Source organism: Pseudomonas monteilii NBRC 103158 = DSM 14164, from assembly GCF_000730605.1.
GTDB lineage: Bacteria > Pseudomonadota > Gammaproteobacteria > Pseudomonadales > Pseudomonadaceae > Aquipseudomonas > Aquipseudomonas monteilii.
Map to the genome: position 1 here is coordinate 218,492 of NZ_BBIS01000009.1, position 21,027 is coordinate 239,518.

A 21,027-nucleotide genomic window follows, 5' to 3' on the forward strand; every position below is an offset into this window, starting at 1 on the left:
TCAGAAATTCGCCGGGGTGTTGGCGCTGATGATCTCGGCCTCGTCCGGGCCAATGTTCTTGAAACTGTGCGGCAGGGTAGTGGGAATGTAGTAGCCATCGCCCGAGTTGAGGACGCTGACCTGGCCATCGACCCACAGCTCCACGGTGCCGCGAGTGACCAGGCCACATTCTTCGCCCTCGGCATGCACGATTGGCTCGCCCGAGTCGGCGCCGGGGGCATACAGTTCGCGCAGCATGCGCATCTGTCGGCCTTCGACACTTGCACCGACCAGCAACATGCGCAGGCCGTTGCGGCCCAAGTCGGGCTGTTCGCCACCCCGGAACACATAGCGCTCTTCACGCACCGGCTCGTCGAAGCTGAAAAACTCCGCCAGGCTCATGGGAATGCCTTCAAGCAGTTTTTTCAGGGAGCTGACCGAAGGGCTGACGCGATTCTGCTCGATCTGCGAGATCGTCGAATTGGTCAGCCCGCTGCGACGGGCCAGTTCCCGTTGGGAGAGGTTGTTGCGTTCACGCACCAGTTTGAGTCGCGTCCCCGTGTCCATAGCCGCCTTGTAATCAGAGGTGTCAATAATAATGAGCGATGCGCATTAAAACACACTCTGCGCGCTTGCGCGCTGTGCTTCTCAAAGCCGCTGTTCACGCGGCATCGGCCACAACCCGACCAGTAACAACAGCACGGCCACGGCCAGGAATGGCAAGCACGGATCGAGCGCATACACCAAGGTACCGGCCAGCGGCCCGATCACGGCGCCCATGCCTTGTGCCGCGCCAATGGAGCCGGCTGTAGCGCCTTGTTCAGACGCCTGCATGGCATTGGCCGCCAGCGCTGAGAACGACGGGAAGACAAAGCCCATGCCGGCTGCCGCGACGAAGTAGCACGCCCATAGCCAAGGTGCGGTAGCCGCGAGCGAGCCGCAGGCAAAGCCTATGGCCGAAACCGTGGCGCCTACCCGGATCATCTTCAGCGGCGGCCATTCCAGCTTGCGCAGCAGTATCTGCGACAGCATCAGCGCCACGCCTACGGTAGTCAGCGCGATGCCGGCGGCCTGGGCCGCTTCTGCCGGGCCCAGGTGCAGGCGGTCGAGGGCGAAGAAACCGACGACGATCTGCGACACGGTGACACTGAGCATGGCGCTGAACGCCACCAGTAAGGGCCGGCGCAGGCGCGGGTCGCCTAACCGCACCGGGCTGGGGGCGTGGCTGTGGGGCAGGGCCTGCGGCTTGAGGGTGAACAGCAGCACAAGGAAGGCGCTGGCCGGCAGCAGTGACATGATATGGAATGGCAGGCTCAGGCTATGCCGCGCCAGTAGCGCAGCCAGCGCTGGCCCGACCACCAGACCGACGGCGTTGGCCGCCCCTAGCGAGGCCATGGCGCGCGCGCGCCGCTGCGGCTCGACATGGTCGGCGATCAGTGCGTTGCAGCCTACCGGAATGGCGGCATAGAAAGCGCCGATACAGCCGCGCGCGACCATCAGGCCGAAGAAGGCCAGGGTCGCCCCTGGCATGAAGCGCAATGCACCTTCAACGAACAGGCACAATAGCCAGTACGCCAGTGTGAACCCCGCAGTGCCCAGCAACAGAATGCGCCGGCGGCCCAGCCGGTCTGAAGCCCGGCCCCAGGGCCGGGCCAGCAGCACCCAAACCACGCCGGCCACCGTTACGGCGGCCCCGGCCTGCCAGGTGGCCATGCCGAGTTGGCGGGCGATCGGGCCGATCAGGGCGACGAAGGCCATCATCGACATGGTACAGGCCATGTTGGCCAGCAGCAGTGGACGCAAGTCCAGCGTGCTGGCAGGTAGGAAGGTTGCAGAATCCTTTGCGACGTTCATGGGCAGTCCAGGGTAGTGCGGCAAGTGAAAGCCGATCTTATTAAGAACGGTTATCGTTTGTCGAACCCCTGGGCTGCTACCGGTCAGTCGCTGCGACGCAGGGGGCCAGGCCACATGCTACGCAACACGCCGTCGCGGCGCACCCACGCGTGCATCAAAGCCGCCGCCACATGCACCAGCACCGTGGCGAACAGCAGGTAGCCAGCCCAGCCATGGGCCTGGCGCAGCACGGCATACAACTGCAGGTTGTGCGGGGCGATGGCGGGCAAGCCCAACGGGCGAGGGTAGTCGCCGGCCGACAGCATGGCCCAGCCCAGCAACGGCATGGCCAGCATCAGGGCATAGAGCAACAGGTGCGAGGCCCCGGCGGCCCGGCGCTGCAGTGTCGGTAGCGCCTGCGGCAGCGGCGGGTGAGGCACGGCCAGGCGTACAGCGATGCGCAGCACGACCAGTACCAGCAGGGCCAGGCCGGTGGCCTTGTGCAGGCTGATCAGCACGGGGTGGCGCGGTGACAGGTCGGCGACCATGCTTACGCCGATGAACAACATGGCCAGGATCAGCACGGCCATCAACCAGTGCAGCAAACGGGCGAACGGGTGGAAGGCTTCTGGTCTCATGGCTGGGCTCCGGTGCTGAGCGATTCACGGCTGCGACGATTGAACGATTCCGAATAGGCGGCGGAACGGGCGGCGAGAATCGGGTCGCCTGACGCCTCGATGCCGTGTGGCAGAATCAGCGGGTCGAAGTTGAGGTCGCGGCAGGCTCCTTGTTCCGGGGCGTCGACGTGCTCCAGCACCAGGGTGCCGGCGTCTACACTGCGCCGCTCGGTGGGCCAGGGGCGGGCAGGATCGTCCACTGCATCGCCCGGGTCGGCCAGCACCAGGCGCAGCGTCCAGCGTAGCGGGGCTTGGGCCAAGCGCTGCTGCAGGTCGTGTTGCAGGAACTGCTTGTCATCTACTTGGGCAGGCAACGCGGCAAACGCGGCTTGCGGCTCAAGCTGCCAGCGCACCGGGTGGGCCACCCCGGCCGGGTCGATCAGGCGGAAGGCATTGATGCTGTGGTATTGCGTGCTGGCGAAGCTGTCGCTGGGCTTGTAGCTGGCCGCCCATTGGCGAAACGCCGCGCTTTCCGGGTGGGCAGCAAAGAACGCCTGTAGCCTGGCGGGGTCCGGCTTGTGGGTGGTTGGGTCTGGTGCGCCCGCCAGCACTTGCTCGTAGAACCCTTGTGGGGTGCTGACCGCCAGCACTGGCGGGTTGTTCATGCCGGTGCGCCAGACTTGGCCGTCGTCGGTGCTCAGCTGAATCGCCAGGCTGCGTACCGGAATGCCGGTGTCCGGGGCAAACGGGTTGGCACCGCCGATGGCGAAACGGCCGATCACCGGCACCCGGGACTGGCTGAATGCTCGCGCCGTGGACAGCTTGGCGGCCTGCCCGCTGGCCTGGAAGTAGCCGCTGACGCACAGGCCTTTGGCGTGGTTCTTGCGGTAGCCCGGGTAATGCCCGGCCTGGGCTTCGAAGGTGTCGATGATGCGCTGCGGCGTCAGCCGGCTTTCGCCGAGCCAGCCGGCGGCATAGGCAAAGCCGGCGCCTGCGGCCAGCATCACGGCGCCGATGGCAGCCAGGCGCAACGCTTTGGCCGGGCCGTGCAAGGGTGAGTTCATGGTCATCGTCCGGTTGGGGGAATGTGCCGGTACGACGGCTCAGGGAAAAACTTATTCCATCGGCGGGAATAGAATTTGCTGCCAGGCGTCTGCCTTTTACACTGACAACTTCAAAGGCCGGGACTTTGCCATGCACGATCTGGACGACCACCAGTGGCGCGAGCTGCTGGCCCGCCTGCGCCGCTTTGCCGTGTGGCTGACCCGCGAGCCGGGCAGCGCCGACGACCTGGTGCAGGCCACGGTCGAGCGGGCCTTGAGCCGGCGTGACCAGCAACGCGATGCTGATGCGCTGCGCGCCTGGCTGTTCACCATTCTTTATCGGCAGTTTCTCGACGGTAAGCGCCGCGAGCGCCTGCATGCGCGCTGGTTGTCCTGGTTCGGCCGCGCCGAGCGCGACGACGAGCCGGTTGGCGACAACCTCGAAGCCATTGTCCTGGCCCAGGCCGACCTGCAGGCGTTTGCCCGGCTGTCGGCAGAGCAGCGCGCCCTGATGTTGCTGGTCAGCATCGAAGGTTTGAGTTACAAGGAGGCCGCCCAGGCCTTGGGTATCCCCATCGGCACTGTGATGTCGCGCCTGTCGCGCGCGCGCAATGCCTTGCGCGAACTGACCGAGGGCAACCCGCAGCCCCCGGCCTTGCGGAGACTGAAATGACGCGCCTGATCCCCAGCGAAGACGAATTGCACGCTTACGTCGATGAGCGCCTTGGGCCTGTGCGCCGGGCCGAGGTGCAGGCCTGGCTGGCGGCCAACCCACAGGCTGCGGAGCGGGTGGAAGGCTGGCGTGCCGATGCCCGCCGGTTGCGTACCGCGTTGGCCGGGTTTGGCGAAATGCCCGGGGCCGCGCAGTTGGACCTTGGGCAGTTGCGGCGGCAATTGCGCCAGCGTCGTCAGCGACGCTGGGCGACGGCGGCGGTGGTGATGCTGGCATTGGGTGTGGGAGGGCTGGGCGGCTGGCAAGTGCGCGATGCCACCCTGGCGCGGGTCGACCTGCCCATGGCCGATGCCGTCCAGGCACACCGCTTGTTTGCCGGCAGTCAGGCGCTGGATATCCAGGCCAGCGACCCGGGGCAGTTGCGCGACTGGCTGGGTCGGCACTTCAGCCGCGTGGGTCATTTGCCGGATTTGGCGGGCTATGGCTTCAAACCGGTAGGCGCTCGCTTGCTCAGCAACGAGCAAGGGCCGGCGGCACTGCTGGTGTTTGAAGATGGCAAAGGCCAGCGCATCAGCCTGTTCCTGCGTTCACCGGGCGAGCTTTATCGGCGCATGCCGGACGGGCAGCGGGTCGATGGCCAGCTGGAGGCAAGGTATTGGTCGCATGGGGCTTACAACTTTGCCTTGGTCAGCGCGGCGGACGATGTGCGCGGGGCGGGGGTGGGAGAGGCGTTGCGGTTGGGGTTGTGAGTGGTGAGAACTGGATCTTGTAGTGCTTGTGATATCGAGCGCCGCCCGCGCGGCGCTCGATATCGCAAGCACCGCAAACCTCAAGGCAAGCTCACAATTGTCCCGACGATCAGCCCAGCTCCAACCAGATCGGCGCATGGTCCGACGGCTTTTCCATCCCGCGCAGTTCATAGTCCACGCCCGCTGCCTTGATCCGTGGCACCAGCTGCTGCGAAGCCATGATCAGGTCGATGCGCAGCCCACGCTTGGGATCGTCCTCGAAACCACGGCTGCGGTAGTCGAACCAGCTGAAGCGGTCGGTGACATCCGGGTAAAGGTGACGGAAGCTGTCGACCAGCCCCCAGCCTTTCAACCGCTCCATCCACTCACGCTCTTCCGGCAGGAAGCTGCACTTGCCGGTCTTCAGCCAGCGCTTGGCGTTGTCCGGGCCGATGCCGATATCGCAGTCCTGCGGCGAAATGTTCATGTCGCCCATCACCAGCAGTGGCTGGTCGTTGCGGAACTGGCCCTCCAGCAGTGCCTGCAGGTCGCTGTAGAAGCGCTGTTTGGCCGGGAACTTGGTGGGGTGGTCGCGGCTTTCGCCCTGGGGGAAATAGCCATTCATGATGGTGATCGGGTTGCCATCGGCATCGCTGAAGGTGCCCCAGATAAAGCGGCGTTGGGCGTCTTCTTCATCGGTTGCAAAGCCTTTTTGCACGCTAAGCGGTGCCTGGCGCGACAGCAGGGCCACGCCGTAGTGGCCTTTCTGGCCATGGTAGTGCACGTGGTAACCCATTGCCTGCACGTCGGCCAGCGGGAACTGATCGTCGCTGACCTTGGTTTCCTGCAGGCCGATCACGTCCGGCTGGTGCTTTTCGATCAGCGCCGCCAGCTGGTGCGGGCGGGCCCGCAGGCCGTTGATGTTGAAACAGACGATCTTCATGGAAAGATAATCCCGGTAAAAGGCGCGATGCTAGCCGACATCGCCCGTCATCACCAGCGTGGCGGCCGGGCGAACCTGCTGCTAACGTGCTGTTGGGGGTGAACGAAGCGCGCAGGGGCACCTCCAAGGCACTGTATGCTCATTCCAGGAGGTCTGCCCGCAATGCCCGATACCAACGCCGCCCCGGCCCGTGTCTGCTTGCTCGATGATGGTTACAGCCGCGAGGCGCGTTCGCTGCTGTACAACGCCTACCGCCATGAACCCACCTTTGCCTATATTTTCGAGGCCCAGCGCCCAGGGTATGAGCGGCGTCTTCGGGTGATGGTGCGCGAATGGGTGCGCCAGCATTTCTACCTGCAACTGCCTGCCATCGGCCTGCTGGTGGAGGACCGCCTGATCGCCCTGGCACTGATCGTGCCGCCGCTGCGCCGGCTGGGCGTGGCCGACAGCTGGGCCTGGCGCCTGCGCATGATCCTGGGTACGGGCCCGCGCTGCACGCGGCGCTACATGGACTATCAGGCCGCGCTGGCTACCTGCCTGCCCACTGACCAGGTGCATGTACTGCCGTTGTTGGGCGTACACCCGCAGTTCCAGGGCAAGCACTACGGTGAGCAATTATTACAAGCTGTGCATGACTGGTGCGCGGACGACCCTAGCACCCAGGGTGTAGTGCTGGACACCGGCAACGAGCATTACCTGGCCTTTTACCAGCGTCAGGGTTATGAGGAAATTGGCGAGGTGGCTGTAGGACCCATCCGGGAAAGGGTGTTCTTCCATCCGAATCCTGTCTCTTCAAATTCCGCTTTTGCCTGAACAGGCTGCCAGGCGGCTCCCTTGAGCGCCTGGCTCTGGTAGCATTCGCCGCATGACGTATTCAGGAAGATTGACCTGGGGCCTGGTTTTCTGGGCCGCCAGTTTCGCAGCATGGGGCCAGAGCGAGTTGCTGGTGAAGGTAAAACCGGCCAACAAGGCGCTCAAGGCCAATGTCGAAGGCTATATAGGCACTTTGGGTGACCGCGATGAAGAAGCACTTTTACGCTTCAGTCGCGGGGCAGAGGAGCAGGCGCGCAAAGCGGCGCAGGCACTTGGCTACTATCAGGCGCAAATCGATACCGAGGTCAAGCCCGCCAGTGACGCTGACCATTCCCCACAACTGATCATCCGCATTAACCCCGGCGAGCCGATTCGCCTGCGTAACGTGACCGTGCGCATCGACGGCCCTGCCAGCGAAATGAAGGCCTTCCGCGTTCCCGACAGCAAGGCGTTGCGTGCCGGGGAACAACTCAACCATGGCCATTACGAGGATGCCAAGCGCCTGATCCAGAACCAGGCATCACGCTACGGCTTCTTCAGCGGCCGCTTTACCCGCCAGCGCCTGGCGGTCGACCCGCAGGCTGGCGTGGCCGATATCGAACTGGTCTACCAAAGTGGCCCGCGTTATCGTCTGGGTGCCGTCACCTTCGGTGGCGACACGCCACTGGACGACGACCTGCTGCACCGCATGGTGTCGTTCAAACCGGGGACTCCCTACGATTCTGAACTGATCGCCGAACTGAACAATGACTTGCAGTCGAGCGGCTATTTTGAAGGTGTGCGCGTGGATGCAGCGCCCACCGCCGCTGTGGGCGAAGAAGTCCCTGTGGATGTGCGCCTGGAAACCCGCAAACCCCGCACCATGGGCCTGGGGTTGGGCTTCTCGACCGACGTCGGGCCACGCGGCAAGGCCAACTGGACTCGCCACTGGGTTAACCCACAGGGCCATAGCTACGGCTGGGAAACCGAGCTGTCGGCGCCGCGGCAGAACGTCGGCCTGTGGTACGACATTCCCCTCGACCCGCCGCTGACCGACAAGCTGCGCTTCGCGGGTGGCTACCAGAACGAGGAACTTGCCGGTACCGACACCCTCAGCAAACTGTTGACGGTCGGCCCCGAGTGGCACAGCAAGCTGCCCAGTGGCTGGCAGCGGGTGATATCGCTCAAGTACCAGCGCGAGGAGTATCGCCTGGGTGACGACTCCGGGCTGAGCAACTTGCTGATGCCGGGCGTCAGCTATTCCTTCCTGCGCAGTGACAACCGTATCGACCCGCATAACGGCTACCGCCTGCAGTTTGATGTACAGGCGGCCAAGGAAGGGCTGGTTTCCGATACCAACCTGTTGCACGGCAATGTGCTGCTCAAGGGCCTGACCACGCTCGGCCACAACCACCGCTTGCTCGGTCGCGTGCAGTTCGGTGGCAGTGCGACCAATGGCTTCAAGAACAACATCCCGCCGTCGTTGCGCTTCTTCGCCGGTGGTGACCAGAGCGTGCGTGGCTACGACTACCAGACCCTGTCGCCCAAGAACAGCGACGGTGACCGTATTGGCGGGCGCTACTTGGTGGCCGGCAGTGTCGAGTACCAGTATTCGCTGACCGAGAAGTGGCGGCTTGCAACGTTCGTTGACCAAGGCAACTCGTTCAACAACCTGGAGCTGCCCAGCCTCAAGACCGGTGTGGGCTTTGGTGTGCGCTGGGTGTCGCCGGTCGGGCCGCTGCGCCTGGACCTGGCCAAGGCGCTGGATGACGAAGGGGGCATTCGCTTGCACTTTTCCATGGGGCCTGAGCTTTGAAACGTGTGATCAAATACATTCTGCTGGGCCTGTTCGGGGTCGTCGCGAGCCTGGGCCTGGCACTGGCCCTGCTGGTGGGTACCGAGGCTGGCAGCCGCTGGGCACTGGGCAAGGTGCCCGGGCTTGAAGTGACCGATTTTCAGGGGCGCCTGGCGGGCAGTTGGCAGGCCAGCAGGCTGCGCTGGGCCGATGGTGGCAGCACAGTAGAGGTGCAGGCACCGCTGCTGGCCTGGTCGCCTGCGTGCCTGATGCGTTCCACCTTGTGCATTGACCAGTTGCAGGCGCAGCGTATCGACATGGCCTTTGCACCCAGTGCCGAGCCGGCCGACAGCGGCCCGCTGCAGCTGCCTGCGCTGCGCTTGCCGTTGGCCATCGAACTGGGTGAGGTCAAGGTCGGCCAACTGCGGCTGGACGGCAGTGACCTGCTGGGCGACTTGCAACTGGCGGCGCACTGGACCAGCACCGGCATGCGCATCGACAGCCTGCACCTGCAGCGCGATGACCTGAAACTGACCGTGCAGGGTGACCTGCAGCCCGAGGGTGACTGGCCGCTGCAACTGCAGGCTCAACTGCAATTACCGGCCGTAGAGGGCAAACCCTGGCAGCTGGCGCTGACCGCCACGGGTGATTTGCAGAAGACCCTGAAGCTGGCAGGCACCAGCAGCGGTTACCTCGACGCCACGTTGAACGGGCAGTTGCAGGCGTTGGCCGAGCACCTGCCAGCGACCTTGCAGATCCGTTCCGAGGCATTCAAACCAGCGGGCGCGTTGCCTGACACTTTGCAGTTGAACCAGCTCAAGCTTGATGCAAAAGGCGACTTGCTCAAGGGGTATCTGCTGTCGGGTACGGCCAGCCTGCCGGCTGAACAGTCACCGATCGCCTTGGCCTTGTCCGGCCTGGTCGACAGTAAAGGTGCCAGGCTCGATGCACTGGACCTGACCGCCAGCGACACCCAACGGCTCAAGCTGCAAGCCACGGCCGACTGGCAGCAAGGTTTGAGCGCCGATGCGCAACTGGACTGGCAGGACTTCCCGTGGTTGCGCCTGTATCCATTGGAGACGCCGCCCCAGGTTACCCTCAAAGCCTTCAATACCCAGGTGCATTATCGCGATGGCATCTATCAGGGTACCTTCAAGGGCGATCTTGACGGCCCAGCGGGTGCATTCAGCGTGGCCAGCCCGTTCGAGGGCGACCTGAGCCAGGTGAAGTTGCCGCAGCTGGCGCTGACCGCCGGGCAGGGCAAGGCTGCCGGGCGTGTTGCCGTGCGTTTTGCCGACACACTGGCCTGGGATGTCGACTTGCAGCTTTCGGCGCTCGACCCTGCTTATTGGCTGGCCGAACTGCCGGGCACGCTGGCAGGGCCGCTGCGCAGCAAAGGCGAGCTGAAAGGCGAGGCGCTCACCCTTGACGCGCAACTTGACCTGAAAGGCCGTCTGCGTGGCCAGCCAGCAGTGCTCAAGGCCGAGGCGCAGGGGGCAGGGCAGAGTTGGACGCTCGGTGTACTGGCTATCCAGCTGGGTGACAACCGCATCAATGGCAGTGGCAGCCTGCAGCAGCGCCTGGCCGGGCGAATTGACCTCGATTTGCCGCGCCTGGGCCAGTTGTGGCCAAGGCTGCAAGGCCAGGTCAAGGGCCGGCTGGACCTCGCCGGCACCTTGCAGGCCCCGCAAGGTACGCTGACCCTGCAGGGCCAACGGTTGGCCCAGGCCGAAAACCGCCTGCAACAGCTGGGCCTGGAGGCCCGGCTGGACAACGCCCAGCGCGGTGTAATCGAACTCAAGGCCACAGGCATCCAGCTTGGCGATACCGCCTTGGGCACGCTTCAGGCCAACGGCAAAGGTGACATTCGCCAGCAAGCCTTGACCCTGGCGCTGGACGGCCCGCAACTCAAGCTCGACCTTGGGCTGGATGGCCAGTTGAGCAAGGGTGACTGGCGAGGGCGCCTGGCCAGTGGGCGTATTCAGGCCGGTGGCCAGGACTGGCAGTTGCAGGCGCCGGCACGGCTTCAGCGCCTGGCCAGTGGGCAGCTGGATTTCGGTGCCCATTGCTGGCGCTCCGGCCAGGCCAGCCTGTGTGGTGATGACCAGCGCCTGGCCCCCGACCCGCGGCTGCGCTACCACCTCAAGCAGTTCCCGCTGGACAGCCTGGCCCAATGGCTGCCGAAGGACTTCGCCTGGCAAGGCCTGCTCAATGCTGATATCAACCTGGACATCCCGGCCAGTGGCCCCAAGGGTACGGTCGTGGTCGATGCCAGTGGCGGCACACTGCGTGTGAAGGATAAAGATCGCTGGATCGACTTCCCTTACCAGGCCCTGCGCCTGGACAGCACACTGGCACCGCGGCGCATCGATACGCGCCTGGCGTTTCGCGGCGAGCGCCTGGGTGAGTTGAACGTCACGGCCCGGCTCGACCCGCTGGGCAAGAACAAGCCGTTGTCGGGTGATTTCCGCCTGGCCGGGCTGGACCTGTCGGTAGCCCGTCCGTTCGTGCCGATGGTCGAGCGGCTGGCCGGGCAGCTCAATGGCAGTGGTCGGCTTTCCGGTACGTTGCTGGCGCCGCAGGTCAACGGCAACCTGATGCTCAGTGGTGGCGAAGTCAGCGGCGCTGAACTGCCGGCCAGCCTTCAGGACCTGTCATTGCAGGCGCTGATTGCCGGCGAGCGCGTGCAGCTTGACGGCAACTGGCGCAGTGGCGAGGCAGGGCGTGGCCAGTTGAGCGGCAACCTCACTTGGGGCCAGGCACTGGGCATGGACGTGCGCTTGCAAGGCCAGCAACTGCCGGTCACGGTCGAGCCTTATGCCACGCTGGAAGTTGCCCCAGACCTGACCCTGCGCCTGATCGACGACAAGCTGGCGGTTACCGGCAAGGTACAGGTGCCCAAGGGCAAGATCACTGTTCGCGAGTTACCCCCGTCTACCGTCAAAGTGTCGGATGACACAGTCATCGTCGGCCACCAGACAGAAGAGGGTAAACCGCCCATGGCGATGGCCATGGACATTGACGTCGAAGTGGGTCGCGACAAACTGTCGTTCAGCGGCTTTGGCCTCACCGCCAACCTGCTTGGCCATGTACACATCGGCGATAACCTCGACACCCGTGGTGAACTGAGCCTGGCAGACGGACGCTACCGTGCCTACGGCCAGCGCTTGACCATCCGCCGGGCGCGGCTGTTGTTCGCTGGCCCGATTGACCAGCCGTATCTGGATATCGAAGCCATCCGCAAGGTTGACGATGTCATTGCCGGTATCCGCCTGAGCGGCAGTGCCGAGCAGCCGACCACCAAAGTGTTCTCGGAACCGGCCATGAGCCAGGAGCAAGCGTTGTCGTACCTGGTGTTGGGGCGGCCGTTGGGCACGTCCGGCGAAGACAACAACATGCTCGCCGAAGCGGCCTTGGGCTTGGGCTTGGCCGGTAGCGCCGGCATTACCGGCAGCCTGGCTTCGAGCCTTGGGATTGACGATTTCCAGCTGGATACCGAGGGTTCTGGCAACACAACCAGCGTGGTTGCCAGCGGCAATCTGACCGAGAAGTTGAGCCTGCGTTACGGCGTGGGCGTGTTCGAGCCTGCCAACACCATTGCGTTGCGCTACAAACTGAGCAAAAAGGTGTACCTGGAAGCTGCCAGCGGGTTGGCCAGCTCTTTGGACATCTTCTACAAACGCGACTTCTGAAGGGGGGGCGGGGCGGCCGTCAACGGACGGTGGCTGCCTCGATGAACTCATTGGTGTCGGGCGAGGGCGGGGCAGCGGGAGCACGTACCGGGATAATCAGGCTGGTGTATTCCTCGATCAGCCGGTTCAGGGCTTCGGGTGGTTCGCTGGCCTGGAACTGCATGCGTATCTGCACTTCGTCAGGGTCACGGCTGTCGCCCTGACGGCCCTGGCCGCCGATGGTGACCTTGAAGCTGGCGGCCTTGTTCTCGCCTGCCGTCAGCAGGGCCTGCTGCGCTTCAGTACCTTTGACCCGCACCGACAAGTCGACCTGCATGCGCTCCAGGGCCAGGCCTTTGGGCGACACCAAAGCAAACAGGGGAACGCGCATGATGTGCTGGCCGTCCATTGCCACTTCGACCATCTTGGCCTTCATAGGGGCGCCCAACGCCTCGGTGTCGCACTCGAAAAATTGATCGAACAGGTTGATGTACTGTTGTGCAATCAAGCTGTTGGTGGCGCTGGCGGCTTCTTGCAGACCACGGGTGATTTCGCGCAGGTCGATGGAGGTCATGGGGGCGGGGGGCTTTTGCAACGATTCGACTCCTCAAGCCAGTTGGTGCCCCTCCCGTTGCGGGCAGGAGGGGTTGATGGGGGCACTCAAGCGTCTCACGGCGCCGGTGGGCCTTCGGGTTTTGGCCCTTTCAGGGTATCTGCCTGAGAAATCTCGTCCGGGCTTTCCAATGCGACGGTTCTGACAACGGTTGGCTTGGTCGCGGCGTCCGTCAGGAACTCGATCACCCTCATCATCGCTTCGGGCGGCTCCTGGCGCTTTAGGGTGGTGTTGAAGGCATAGCGGGCGCGTGTATCCGTCTTGCGGGTTTGCGTGGACTTGTGGCTGACGCTGCCTTTCACGTTCAGCTTGAACGGCCCCCAGCCCAGTGAGCCGGTCGCTTCTGCGTTCATGTCCTTGCTGGATGTATCCTCCGACATCTGGTTGATCACCAGTTCGAACTCTACGTTGCCCTCTTCAATCGAGATGTTCGGGTGCGTAATGGCAGCCAGCAGCGGCACTTTCATGGTCTTGCTGACCACGCCTTTGTATTCGCCCTGTTCATCGACGATGGTTTCGTCGTAGTCGAACTGGATGGCGACCGCCTTGCCATCCTGGACGCACACCTGCATCAGGAAGTCGGCGTACGATTTGCTGGCGGTTACCTGCGCCTGGACCATGGCCTGCAGGGGGCCGGCGATCATGCGGTCCATCGGCAGGGCGTTGATGACCGAGCCAATAAGGCTGTTGTCTATCGACATATCGGGATGCTCTTTCTAGTGGGGTAAGGAAGCCGCCAATGGCGGCCACGGGGCAGTGGCGTCAGCGAGGGCAAGGCTCCTGGCGCCGAATGTTGCCGATCTGGCGCAGGCTCAGGCCGTACTTGTTGGCCAACAGGCTGCGGGACAAGCCGTTGGCGCTTTCCTTCTGGATCTGCTGGTTGCGCAGCTGGCGCAGGAAGTGGTCAGCCTTGGGGATCTCCAGGGCGACCCCGGCAAAGCGCTTGATCAGCGCATCGAGCGCATCGGCCGGCAGCACGTCGGCAAGCTTGGTACGCTCGCGGTGCTTGGGGATGTACTTGGGCCTGCCACCAAAGGCGCAGGTCAGCTGGTAGGCGTTTTCGATGCCGATGCAGTCGATCAGGGCCTGTAGCGAGTGGGGCAGTTGGCTGATATCGATCTGGCTCAAGTCTGGCGTTTGCATATGGCGCTCCTTCGGGATGGGTGGGATGTGCGACCCGATCACCCGCGGCGGTATGTCGAAGGTGTGAGCAAATTCTGTGCGACTGCCAAGGCGCGTCGCTAGGCGGCATATGGGTTGGGAGTTGTAGCTTCGGTGAACAGGTTTTGCAGGCAGCGATATCCGGTGCTGTAGGAAATGGCATCGACATTTGGCGGGGACTGGCGATTTCTCATCTGATCATGCCAATGGTTGTGGGATGGGGCCGGTAACCTTCACTCGCACGGATAGCTGCTCAGCAAGCTGGCGCTACTCAGGTAGGCTTGAGGGGTGGCGCGCATGCCCTGGGGCAATGTGCGCCAGTCAACCAGCAGGCACAGCGCATGCAGGGGCTGGCCGTTGCGCTGGCCGATGACCTGGCCCGCAAAGTGGCGGCGGTACAGGGCCTGGGTCTGGCGCTGAGCCTGTACCTGATCGGCCTGGGCCAGGGTTTGCCGGGCCAGGTCGGGTAGCCGGGCCGCAGGCACGCTGAAATGGACCTGCGCCGCATTGGCCTGCAGGTACCCGGCCTGGCGCACGCGTTGCCACAGTTGTTGCCATTGGCTGCTGCCGGCATGGGCAGCCAGCTCGCGCCCCAGTTCGAGCAGGTGCTCGGCGGGTGTCTGCCGGGTGTCTAACGCATGAAGGGAAAAGGGGGTCAGAAACAGCGAAGTGAACAGCAGGGGTTTGTACATGGTGACTCCGGCTTGGGTGCTTGGGAGCCTCATGCTTTCAGGCTGACCCCGCCCCACCCAGCAGGAAATGCAGCGCCGGGGACGGTGGCCGTTGTATCATTGCCGCGGCTCGTTGCGAGCCTTTTGCCCCTGATGTTGCAAGGAACCTTCGATGACACACGTGCAGCGCCTGAAATATTCCCTTTTGATCATCCTGGTTGTACTGGGCCTGATGCTGGGCCTGTCCCACCTGCAGAAGCAGGGCACGATCAGTGAGCAGACCTTCCAGATGCTGGCCATTGCCATTGCGGTGGTGGTCGTGGTGATCAATGGCATCCTGCGGCGCAAGGTCAAGCCCTGACCTGTGCGGGCCGGCCAGGTCTGGCCGGCCATACGCTCAGCGCAGCGGTGTTTGCTCCAGCACGGCGCGGGCCTGAGGGTTCAGGCTGTAGCACTTGTCGCTGCCCAGCTGAATGACGCCTTCGGCGCACAGGCGTTTGAGCACTTCGCGCACGCTGAGAAACGACAGCGGGATATCCAGCTGTTCCAGTTGGGCATGCACTCCGCGCACGCCAATGCTGCGGCCGTTGCGGTCGGCGGCGTGCAAGGCGTCGATCACCTTGAGGCGAATCAGGCTGGTACGCAGGCCAAAGGTGCGCAGCAGTTCGCGGATCTGTTCGTTGCCGGTGCGTTCCTCAGCAAAAATGCCCTGTCCCTTGGGCGCTTTGCCTGGGACACGCCCAGCCTGGATCGAGGGTTGCGGGTTGTACATGTGAATGCTCCTTTTCGTGGACGAACCCGAAATGTGGTTGCCTCACTTACTAGGACGAATGAGAACGCAAAAACTGCAACCCACTCGTGAAAAAAATGCCGCTTTCTCATCAAGACGTTCCATCGCCTTGTAATACGTAAAATTTTCATCTGGCCATTCGTCTGATCGGGATGACCCCCGAACCCGAGGAGTGCCCGTGTTTCCACTTTCCCGCCCCATGACTTGCGCTGGCCTGGCCGCCGCGCTGGTGGCCTTCAGCGTTACCGTTCAGGCGCAGCCCGACCTTGATACCAGTGCGCAGATCCGACGTACCAGTTACGGGGTGCCGCATATCGTGGCCAAGGATGAGCGTGGTCTGGGCTATGGTGTCGGCTACGCCTACGCGCAGGACAACTTGTGCCTGCTGGCCAACGAGGTACTGACCGTAAGCGGCGAGCGGTCACGCCATTTCGGTGCCGAAGGCAAGACCCTGGAACAGCGTGACAACCTGGCCAGTGACCTGTTCTTCACCTGGCTCAACAGCCCGGCGGCGGTCCGCGCGTACTTGCAGGCGCAGCCCGCGCCGGTGAAAGCACTGCTGGAGGGCTATGCCACCGGCTACAACCGGGCGTTGGCTGAGCGCCGCAGGCAAGGCTTGCCTGCCGAGTGCGGCAATGGCGAGTGGGTGAGGCCCATCAGTAGCGAGGACCTGGTCAAGTTGACCCGCCGGCTGCTGGCCGAAGGCGGTGTCGGGCAGTTCGTCGAGGCGCTGGCGGGGGCGCAACCTCCAGCACAGACCAGCCAGCAGGCACCGGCTGGCTTCGGCGCCGCACTGGCGAGGCAAGAGCGCTTTGCCACGGAGCGCGGCAGCAACGCGGTGGCTGTAGGGGCGCAGCGTTCGGCCAATGGCCGTGGCTTGCTGTTGGCCAACCCGCACTTCCCTTGGATGGGCGGCATGCGCTTTTACCAGATGCAACTGACCATCCCCGGCCAGCTTGATGTCATGGGGGCCGCATTGCCTGGCCTGCCGGTAGTCAACATCGGGTTCAACCGGCACCTGGCCTGGACGCACACCGTCGATACGTCGAATCACTTCACCTTGTACCGTTTGCAGCTCGATCCCAAGGACCCGACCCGGTACCTGCTGGATGGCAAATCGCTGCCACTGGCGAGACAAACCATCAGCGTTGCGGTCAAGGCCGAGGATGGCAGCCTGAGCCAGGTAGAGCGGCAGGTCTACAGCTCGCAATTCGGCCCGGTGGTGCAGTGGCCTGGGCGCCTGGATTGGGATGCACAGGCGGCCTACAGCTTGCGTGATGCCAATCTGGACAACACCCGGGTGCTGCAGCAGTGGTACCAGATCAACCGTGCCGACAGCCTGGCCGCGTTGAAAGGCTCGGTCGAGCAACTGCAGGGCATCCCATGGGTCAATACCCTGGCGGTGGACCAAGGCGGCCGTGCGTTGTACCTGAACCAGTCGGTGGTGCCATACGTGGATCAGCCACTGCTGGACGCCTGCAGTAACCCGAAAGGGCAGGGACGCCTGGTGGTGCTGGATGGTTCGCGCAGCGCATGCCAGTGGAAGGTCGATGCGCAGGCCGCGCAACCGGGTATTTTCCCGGCGCGACTGCTGCCGAGCCTTGAGCGCGAGGACTTCGTGCAGAACTCCAACGACCCGGCCTGGATGGCCAACCCGGCCCAGCCGTTGACCGGTTATTCACCGTTGGTCAGCCGCAATGACCAGCCGTTGGGCATGCGCGGGCGCTTTGCCCTGCAACGCCTGCAGGGCACGGCAAAGCTGGGCGTGAATGACCTGCAGCGCATGGTGACCGACGACGAGGTTTACCTGGCCAGCCTGGTGCTGCCAGACCTGCTGCAGTGGTGCAAGGGCGCAGCCGTGGATGTGCAAGCCGTCTGCAGCAGCCTGGCGGCCTGGAATGGGAAGGCTGACCTGGACAGCGGCATTGGCCTGGTGCACTTCCAGAACCTGTTCAATGCCTTGGCCGAACACCCGGAAAGCTGGCGGGTGGCCTTCAACCCGGCCGATCCGCAGCACACCCCGCGAGGCTTGGCAGTAGAGCAAGCGGCCGTGAGCAGGCTGGTGCATGAGGCTGCGCTGGCTTCGCTCAAGGAGGTGAATGAAAGCGGCGTGGCGGCTGAGGCGCGTTGGGGGCAAGTACAGCAGGCGCTCGATGGCACGCCGGTGCCGGGTGGCCCGCAGGCGCTGGGCGTGTACAACGCGATGTACAGTGTGCCGCACGGGCAGGGCAAGCGGCTGGTGGTGAGTGGTACCAGCTACCTGCAACTGGTCAGCTTCACCGACAAAGGGCCAGAGGCCCGTGGGATATTGGCATTTTCGCAGTCGAGCGAAGCGGCTTCAGCGCATGCCAGCGACCAGACCAAGGCGTTTGCGGCCAAGCAGCTGGCAGTGATTCCGTTTACCGAAGAGCAGATCAAGGCTGACCCAGAGTATCGGGAAGTGGTGATCAGTGAGCGAGACAAGGGGGCAGTGGCTCAGCAGTAAGCCATTCCGGCCCTTTCGCGGGCAAGCCCGCGAAAGGGGCAGTGCGGGCAACCCTGCACTCTCAGGAAAACTCGAAAGGCGCCAGCTGAAACCCTTGCTCGTCCACCTGCAAGGCCCAGCCCCGGCGGTCCCAGTCCCCCAGCACGATACGCCGTGCCGGCTCCCCATCGACCACCAGCTTGTGTATCGCCGGCCGGTGGGTATGGCCATGCACCAGCGTGCGCACGCCATGTTCCGCCATCACCTTGGGCACTTCCTCCGGCGTGACGTCGACAATCTCGGTAGACTTCATCCGCGTTTGCGTGCGGCTTTCGCTGCGCAGCTTGCGCGCCAGCTTGTAGCGGGTCGACAGCGGCAGGTGACGCAAGATCCACAAACTCAGCGGATTGCGCAGTAACCGGCGCATCTTCATGTAGCCCAGGTCGCGGGTGCACAGGGTGTCGCCATGCATCAGCAGCACCTGTTCGCCGCCCAGTTCGATCACGCTGGGGTCACTCAACAGCGTGCAGCCAGCAGCGTCGCAAAAGGCCTGGCCAATCAGGAAGTCACGATTGCCGTGCATCAGGTAGATGGCCGTGCCGCTGTCGCTCAGCCGGCGCATGGCCTGGCAGATCGACTGCTGGAAGGGCGTCATGGCATCGTCGCCAATCCACGCTTCGAAAAAATCACCCAGGATGTACAGCGCCTTGGCGTGGCGGGCGCGGCCATCGAGCAGATCAAGAAACGCCCGGGAAATATCCGGGCGTTCTTCTTGCAAATGCAGATCGGAGATCAGCAGGATCACTCAATGATCTCGGCTTTCTCGATGATCACGTCGTCTTTCGGAACGTCCTGGTGGCCAGCTTTGGAGCCGGTGGCGACCTTTTCGATGGCGTCGACGATTTCACGGCCTTCGATCACTTCGCCGAACACGGCGTAGCCCCAGCCCTGCACGTTCTTGCCGCTGTGGTTGAGGAAGTCGTTGTCGGACGAGTTGATGAAGAACTGCGCCGAGGCGGAGTGCGGCTCCATGGTACGGGCCATGGCGATGCTGTACTTCTTGTTCTTCAGGCCGTTGTCGGCTTCGTTCTGGATGGTGGCGCGGGTTTTCTTCTGGCTCATGTTGGTGTCGAAGCCGCCACCCTGGATCATGAAGCCCTTGATCACGCGGTGGAACACGGTGCCATTGTAGTGGCCGTCCTTGACGTACTGAACGAAGTTTTCGGTGGTCTGCGGCGCTTTCTCGGCGTCCAGTTGCAGGACGATGTCGCCGTGGTTGGTGCTCAGTTTGACTTTGGACATGCTGAAACTCGCTTTTTCAAGGCAATCAGAAATTAGGGTGCGCAGGGCGCGGGTTATTACCTGACGCAGGATCAGGTGATCGCGACACATGGCGCGCACTGGCCATTTTGCCAGGCTGCGGCAAAAAGCCGTGATAAATCACGCCAGTTTGTCCGGGCCCGACTGTCAGCAGCTTGACTGCTTCGGCTATGATAGGCCCTTTGATTCAATCGGCCTACCCAGGCCGGACACGTGCATTCAAGGATCCTATGAGCAAGCCCACTGCCGACAACGCGCCCAACGCCGCTGCCAAAGGCGCCCCCGCTGTCCCTGCGAACTTCCTGCGGCCGATCATCCAGGCCGACCTGGACTCGGGCAAGCACAGCAGCATCGTCACCCGTTTCCCGCCGGAGCCTAACGGCTACCTGCACATCGGCCACGCCAAGTCGATTTGTGTCAACTTCGGCCTGGCCAAGGAATTCGGCGGTGTCTGTCACCTGCGCTTCGACGACACCAACCCGGCCAAGGAAGACCAGGAGTACATCGACGCCATCCAGAGCGATGTGAAGTGGCTGGGCTTCGATTGGGCGGGCGACGTGCGCTACGCCTCTGACTACTTCGACCAGTTGCACGACTGGGCAGTCGAGCTGATCAAGCAGGGCAAGGCTTACGTTTGCGACCTTACCCCCGAGCAAGCCAAGGAGTACCGTGGCAACCTCAAGGAGCCGGGCAAGAACAGCCCGTTCCGCGAGCGCAGCGTGGAAGACAACCTCGACCTGTTCGCCCGCATGAAGGCTGGCGAGTTCAAGGACGGTGAGCGCGTGTTGCGGGCCAAGATCGACATGGCCTCGCCAAACATGAACCTGCGCGACCCGATCCTGTACCGCATTCGCCATGCCCACCACCACCAGACCGGTGACAAGTGGTGCATCTACCCCAACTACGACTTTACCCACGGCCAGTCGGATGCCATCGAGGGCATTACCCACTCGATCTGCACCCTGGAGTTCGAAGGGCATCGTCCGCTGTACGACTGGTTCCTCGACAACCTGCCGGTGCCGGCGCACCCGCGTCAGTACGAATTCAGCCGCCTGAACCTGAACTACACCATCACGTCCAAGCGCAAGCTGAAGCAGCTGGTTGACGAGAAGCACGTCGACGCCTGGGACGACCCGCGCATGTCGACCCTGTCCGGCTTCCGTCGCCGTGGCTACACCCCGGCTTCGATCCGCAACTTCTGCGAAATGATCGGCACCAACCGTTCCGACGGCGTGGTCGACATGTCGATGCTCGAATTCAGCATCCGTGACGACCTCGACCGCACCGCGCCGCGCGCCATGTGCGTGCTGCGCCCACTGAAAGTGGTCATCACCAACTACCCGGAAGGCCAGGTGGAGCAGCTTGAACTGCCGCGCCACCCGAAAGAAGACATGGGCGTGCGCGTGCTGCCGTTCTCCCGTGAGCTGTACATCGACCGCGACGACTTCATGGAAGAGCCGCCGAAGGGCTACAAGCGCCTGGAACCGGCCGGCGAAGTGCGCCTGCGTGGCAGCTACGTGATCCGCGCCGACGAGGCCATCAAGGACGCCGACGGCAACATCGTCGAGCTGCGCTGCTCGTACGACCCCGACACCCTGGGCAAAAACCCAGAAGGCCGCAAGGTCAAGGGCGTGATCCACTGGGTACCGGCCGAAGGCAGCGTCGAGTGTGAAGTGCGCCTGTACGACCGTCTGTTCCGCTCGCCGAACCCGGAAAAGACCGAGGAGGGCGGCAGCTTCCTGGACAACATCAACCCGGATTCGCTGCAAGTGCTCAGCGGCTGCCGTGCCGAGCCTTCGCTGGCCCAGGCCCAGCCCGAGGACCGCTTCCAGTTCGAGCGCGAAGGCTACTTCTGTGCCGACCTGAAAGACAGCCAGCCGGGCCGCCCGGTGTTCAACCGCACTGTCACCCTGCGTGACTCCTGGGGCAGCTGA

Annotated in this window: 20 protein-coding genes; 8 read left to right on the top strand and 12 right to left on the bottom strand. The window is 63.6% G+C overall.

Annotation, left to right across the window (positions count from 1 at the left end; genetic code table 11):
* The 4 genes from PM2_RS04905 to PM2_RS04920 all read right to left on the bottom strand — a co-directional run bounded on the left by PM2_RS04905 (position 1) and on the right by PM2_RS04920 (position 3,499).
* A complete protein-coding gene (locus PM2_RS04905; protein WP_003248033.1) occupies positions 1 to 546 on the bottom strand; it encodes a cupin domain-containing protein in 546 nt (181 codons plus the stop codon).
* A gap of 81 nt (positions 547 to 627) precedes the next feature.
* Positions 628 to 1,833, bottom strand: a complete 1,206-nt coding sequence (locus tag PM2_RS04910) for an MFS transporter (protein ID WP_028698771.1) — start codon at positions 1,831 to 1,833, stop codon at positions 628 to 630.
* A gap of 83 nt (positions 1,834 to 1,916) precedes the next feature.
* Entirely contained in the window at positions 1,917 to 2,450 is a 534-nt protein-coding gene (locus PM2_RS04915) for a cytochrome b (protein ID WP_016714122.1), read from the bottom strand.
* Positions 2,447 to 3,499 (bottom strand): catalase family peroxidase, encoded by a 1,053-nt coding sequence (locus PM2_RS04920; RefSeq protein WP_028698772.1) that lies wholly within the window; start codon positions 3,497 to 3,499, stop codon positions 2,447 to 2,449. The genes PM2_RS04915 and PM2_RS04920 overlap by 4 nt, the downstream gene beginning before the upstream one ends.
* A 124-nt stretch (positions 3,500 to 3,623) precedes the next feature.
* On the opposite strand from PM2_RS04920, the gene PM2_RS04925 reads away from it, so the two are divergent.
* Together PM2_RS04925 and PM2_RS04930 are read left to right on the top strand one after the other, a co-directional pair.
* On the top strand, positions 3,624 to 4,145 hold the full coding sequence (locus PM2_RS04925) for a sigma-70 family RNA polymerase sigma factor (protein ID WP_016714120.1): 522 nt from the start codon (positions 3,624 to 3,626) through the stop codon (positions 4,143 to 4,145).
* Positions 4,142 to 4,894: an anti-sigma factor family protein gene (locus PM2_RS04930; protein WP_028698773.1), complete on the top strand. Its 753-nt coding sequence runs from the start codon at positions 4,142 to 4,144 to the stop codon at positions 4,892 to 4,894. The genes PM2_RS04925 and PM2_RS04930 overlap by 4 nt, the downstream gene beginning before the upstream one ends.
* 109 nt (positions 4,895 to 5,003) lie before the next feature.
* On the opposite strand, the gene xthA is transcribed toward PM2_RS04930, so the two are convergent.
* Entirely contained in the window at positions 5,004 to 5,816 is an 813-nt protein-coding gene (gene xthA / locus PM2_RS04935; RefSeq protein WP_028698774.1) for an exodeoxyribonuclease III, read from the bottom strand.
* A 162-nt stretch (positions 5,817 to 5,978) separates the two neighbouring features.
* On the opposite strand from xthA, the gene PM2_RS04940 reads away from it, so the two are divergent.
* From PM2_RS04940 to PM2_RS04950, 3 genes are read left to right on the top strand one after another with little or no spacing between them, the layout of a single operon-like run.
* Entirely contained in the window at positions 5,979 to 6,629 is a 651-nt protein-coding gene (locus PM2_RS04940; protein ID WP_016714117.1) for a GNAT family N-acetyltransferase, read from the top strand.
* A gap of 52 nt (positions 6,630 to 6,681) precedes the next feature.
* Positions 6,682 to 8,424 carry an autotransporter assembly complex protein TamA gene (locus PM2_RS04945; RefSeq protein WP_016714116.1) on the top strand — a complete coding sequence of 581 codons (1,743 nt, stop codon included), beginning with the start codon at positions 6,682 to 6,684 and terminating at the stop codon, positions 8,422 to 8,424.
* Positions 8,421 to 12,095, top strand: coding sequence for a translocation/assembly module TamB domain-containing protein (locus PM2_RS04950; RefSeq protein WP_028698775.1), 3,675 nt, complete (start codon positions 8,421 to 8,423; stop codon positions 12,093 to 12,095). The genes PM2_RS04945 and PM2_RS04950 overlap by 4 nt, the downstream gene beginning before the upstream one ends.
* 19 nt (positions 12,096 to 12,114) lie before the next feature.
* Here PM2_RS04950 and PM2_RS04955 read toward each other — a convergent pair whose 3' ends face one another.
* From PM2_RS04955 to PM2_RS04970, 4 genes are all read right to left on the bottom strand, one after another.
* A complete protein-coding gene (locus tag PM2_RS04955; protein ID WP_016714114.1) occupies positions 12,115 to 12,669 on the bottom strand; it encodes a DUF2589 domain-containing protein in 555 nt (184 codons plus the stop codon).
* 74 nt (positions 12,670 to 12,743) lie between these two features.
* On the bottom strand, positions 12,744 to 13,388 hold the full coding sequence (locus tag PM2_RS04960) for a DUF2589 domain-containing protein (protein WP_028698776.1): 645 nt from the start codon (positions 13,386 to 13,388) through the stop codon (positions 12,744 to 12,746).
* Positions 13,389 to 13,449: 61 nt separating this feature from the next.
* Positions 13,450 to 13,830: a Mor transcription activator family protein gene (locus PM2_RS04965; RefSeq protein ID WP_016714112.1), complete on the bottom strand. Its 381-nt coding sequence runs from the start codon at positions 13,828 to 13,830 to the stop codon at positions 13,450 to 13,452.
* A gap of 251 nt (positions 13,831 to 14,081) precedes the next feature.
* On the bottom strand, positions 14,082 to 14,540 hold the full coding sequence (locus PM2_RS04970) for a hypothetical protein (protein WP_016714111.1): 459 nt from the start codon (positions 14,538 to 14,540) through the stop codon (positions 14,082 to 14,084).
* A gap of 151 nt (positions 14,541 to 14,691) precedes the next feature.
* Here PM2_RS04970 and PM2_RS04975 point away from each other — a divergent pair, with 151 nt between their 5' ends.
* The gene (locus tag PM2_RS04975; protein WP_003248064.1) at positions 14,692 to 14,880 is read left to right on the top strand and encodes a hypothetical protein; all 189 of its coding nucleotides are present in this window, start codon (positions 14,692 to 14,694) and stop codon (positions 14,878 to 14,880) included.
* Between the two features lie 36 nt (positions 14,881 to 14,916).
* Here the strand turns inward: PM2_RS04975 and PM2_RS04980 are convergent, their stop codons facing one another.
* Positions 14,917 to 15,291: a fe2+ zn2+ uptake regulation protein gene (locus PM2_RS04980; RefSeq protein ID WP_016714110.1), complete on the bottom strand. Its 375-nt coding sequence runs from the start codon at positions 15,289 to 15,291 to the stop codon at positions 14,917 to 14,919.
* A 196-nt stretch (positions 15,292 to 15,487) separates the two neighbouring features.
* Here PM2_RS04980 and pvdQ point away from each other — a divergent pair, with 196 nt between their 5' ends.
* A complete protein-coding gene (pvdQ, locus tag PM2_RS04985; protein ID WP_028698777.1) occupies positions 15,488 to 17,794 on the top strand; it encodes a bifunctional acylase PvdQ in 2,307 nt (768 codons plus the stop codon).
* Between the two features lie 61 nt (positions 17,795 to 17,855).
* Here the strand turns inward: pvdQ and PM2_RS04990 are convergent, their stop codons facing one another.
* Entirely contained in the window at positions 17,856 to 18,578 is a 723-nt protein-coding gene (locus PM2_RS04990; protein WP_028698778.1) for a UDP-2,3-diacylglucosamine diphosphatase, read from the bottom strand.
* Positions 18,575 to 19,075 (bottom strand): peptidylprolyl isomerase, encoded by a 501-nt coding sequence (locus tag PM2_RS04995; RefSeq protein ID WP_016714107.1) that lies wholly within the window; start codon positions 19,073 to 19,075, stop codon positions 18,575 to 18,577. Before PM2_RS04995 ends, PM2_RS04990 begins: the two co-directional genes overlap by 4 nt.
* Before the next feature lie 248 nt (positions 19,076 to 19,323).
* Between PM2_RS04995 and PM2_RS05000 the strand changes: the two genes are divergently transcribed.
* Positions 19,324 to 21,027, top strand: coding sequence for a glutamine--tRNA ligase/YqeY domain fusion protein (locus PM2_RS05000; RefSeq protein WP_028698779.1), 1,704 nt, complete (start codon positions 19,324 to 19,326; stop codon positions 21,025 to 21,027).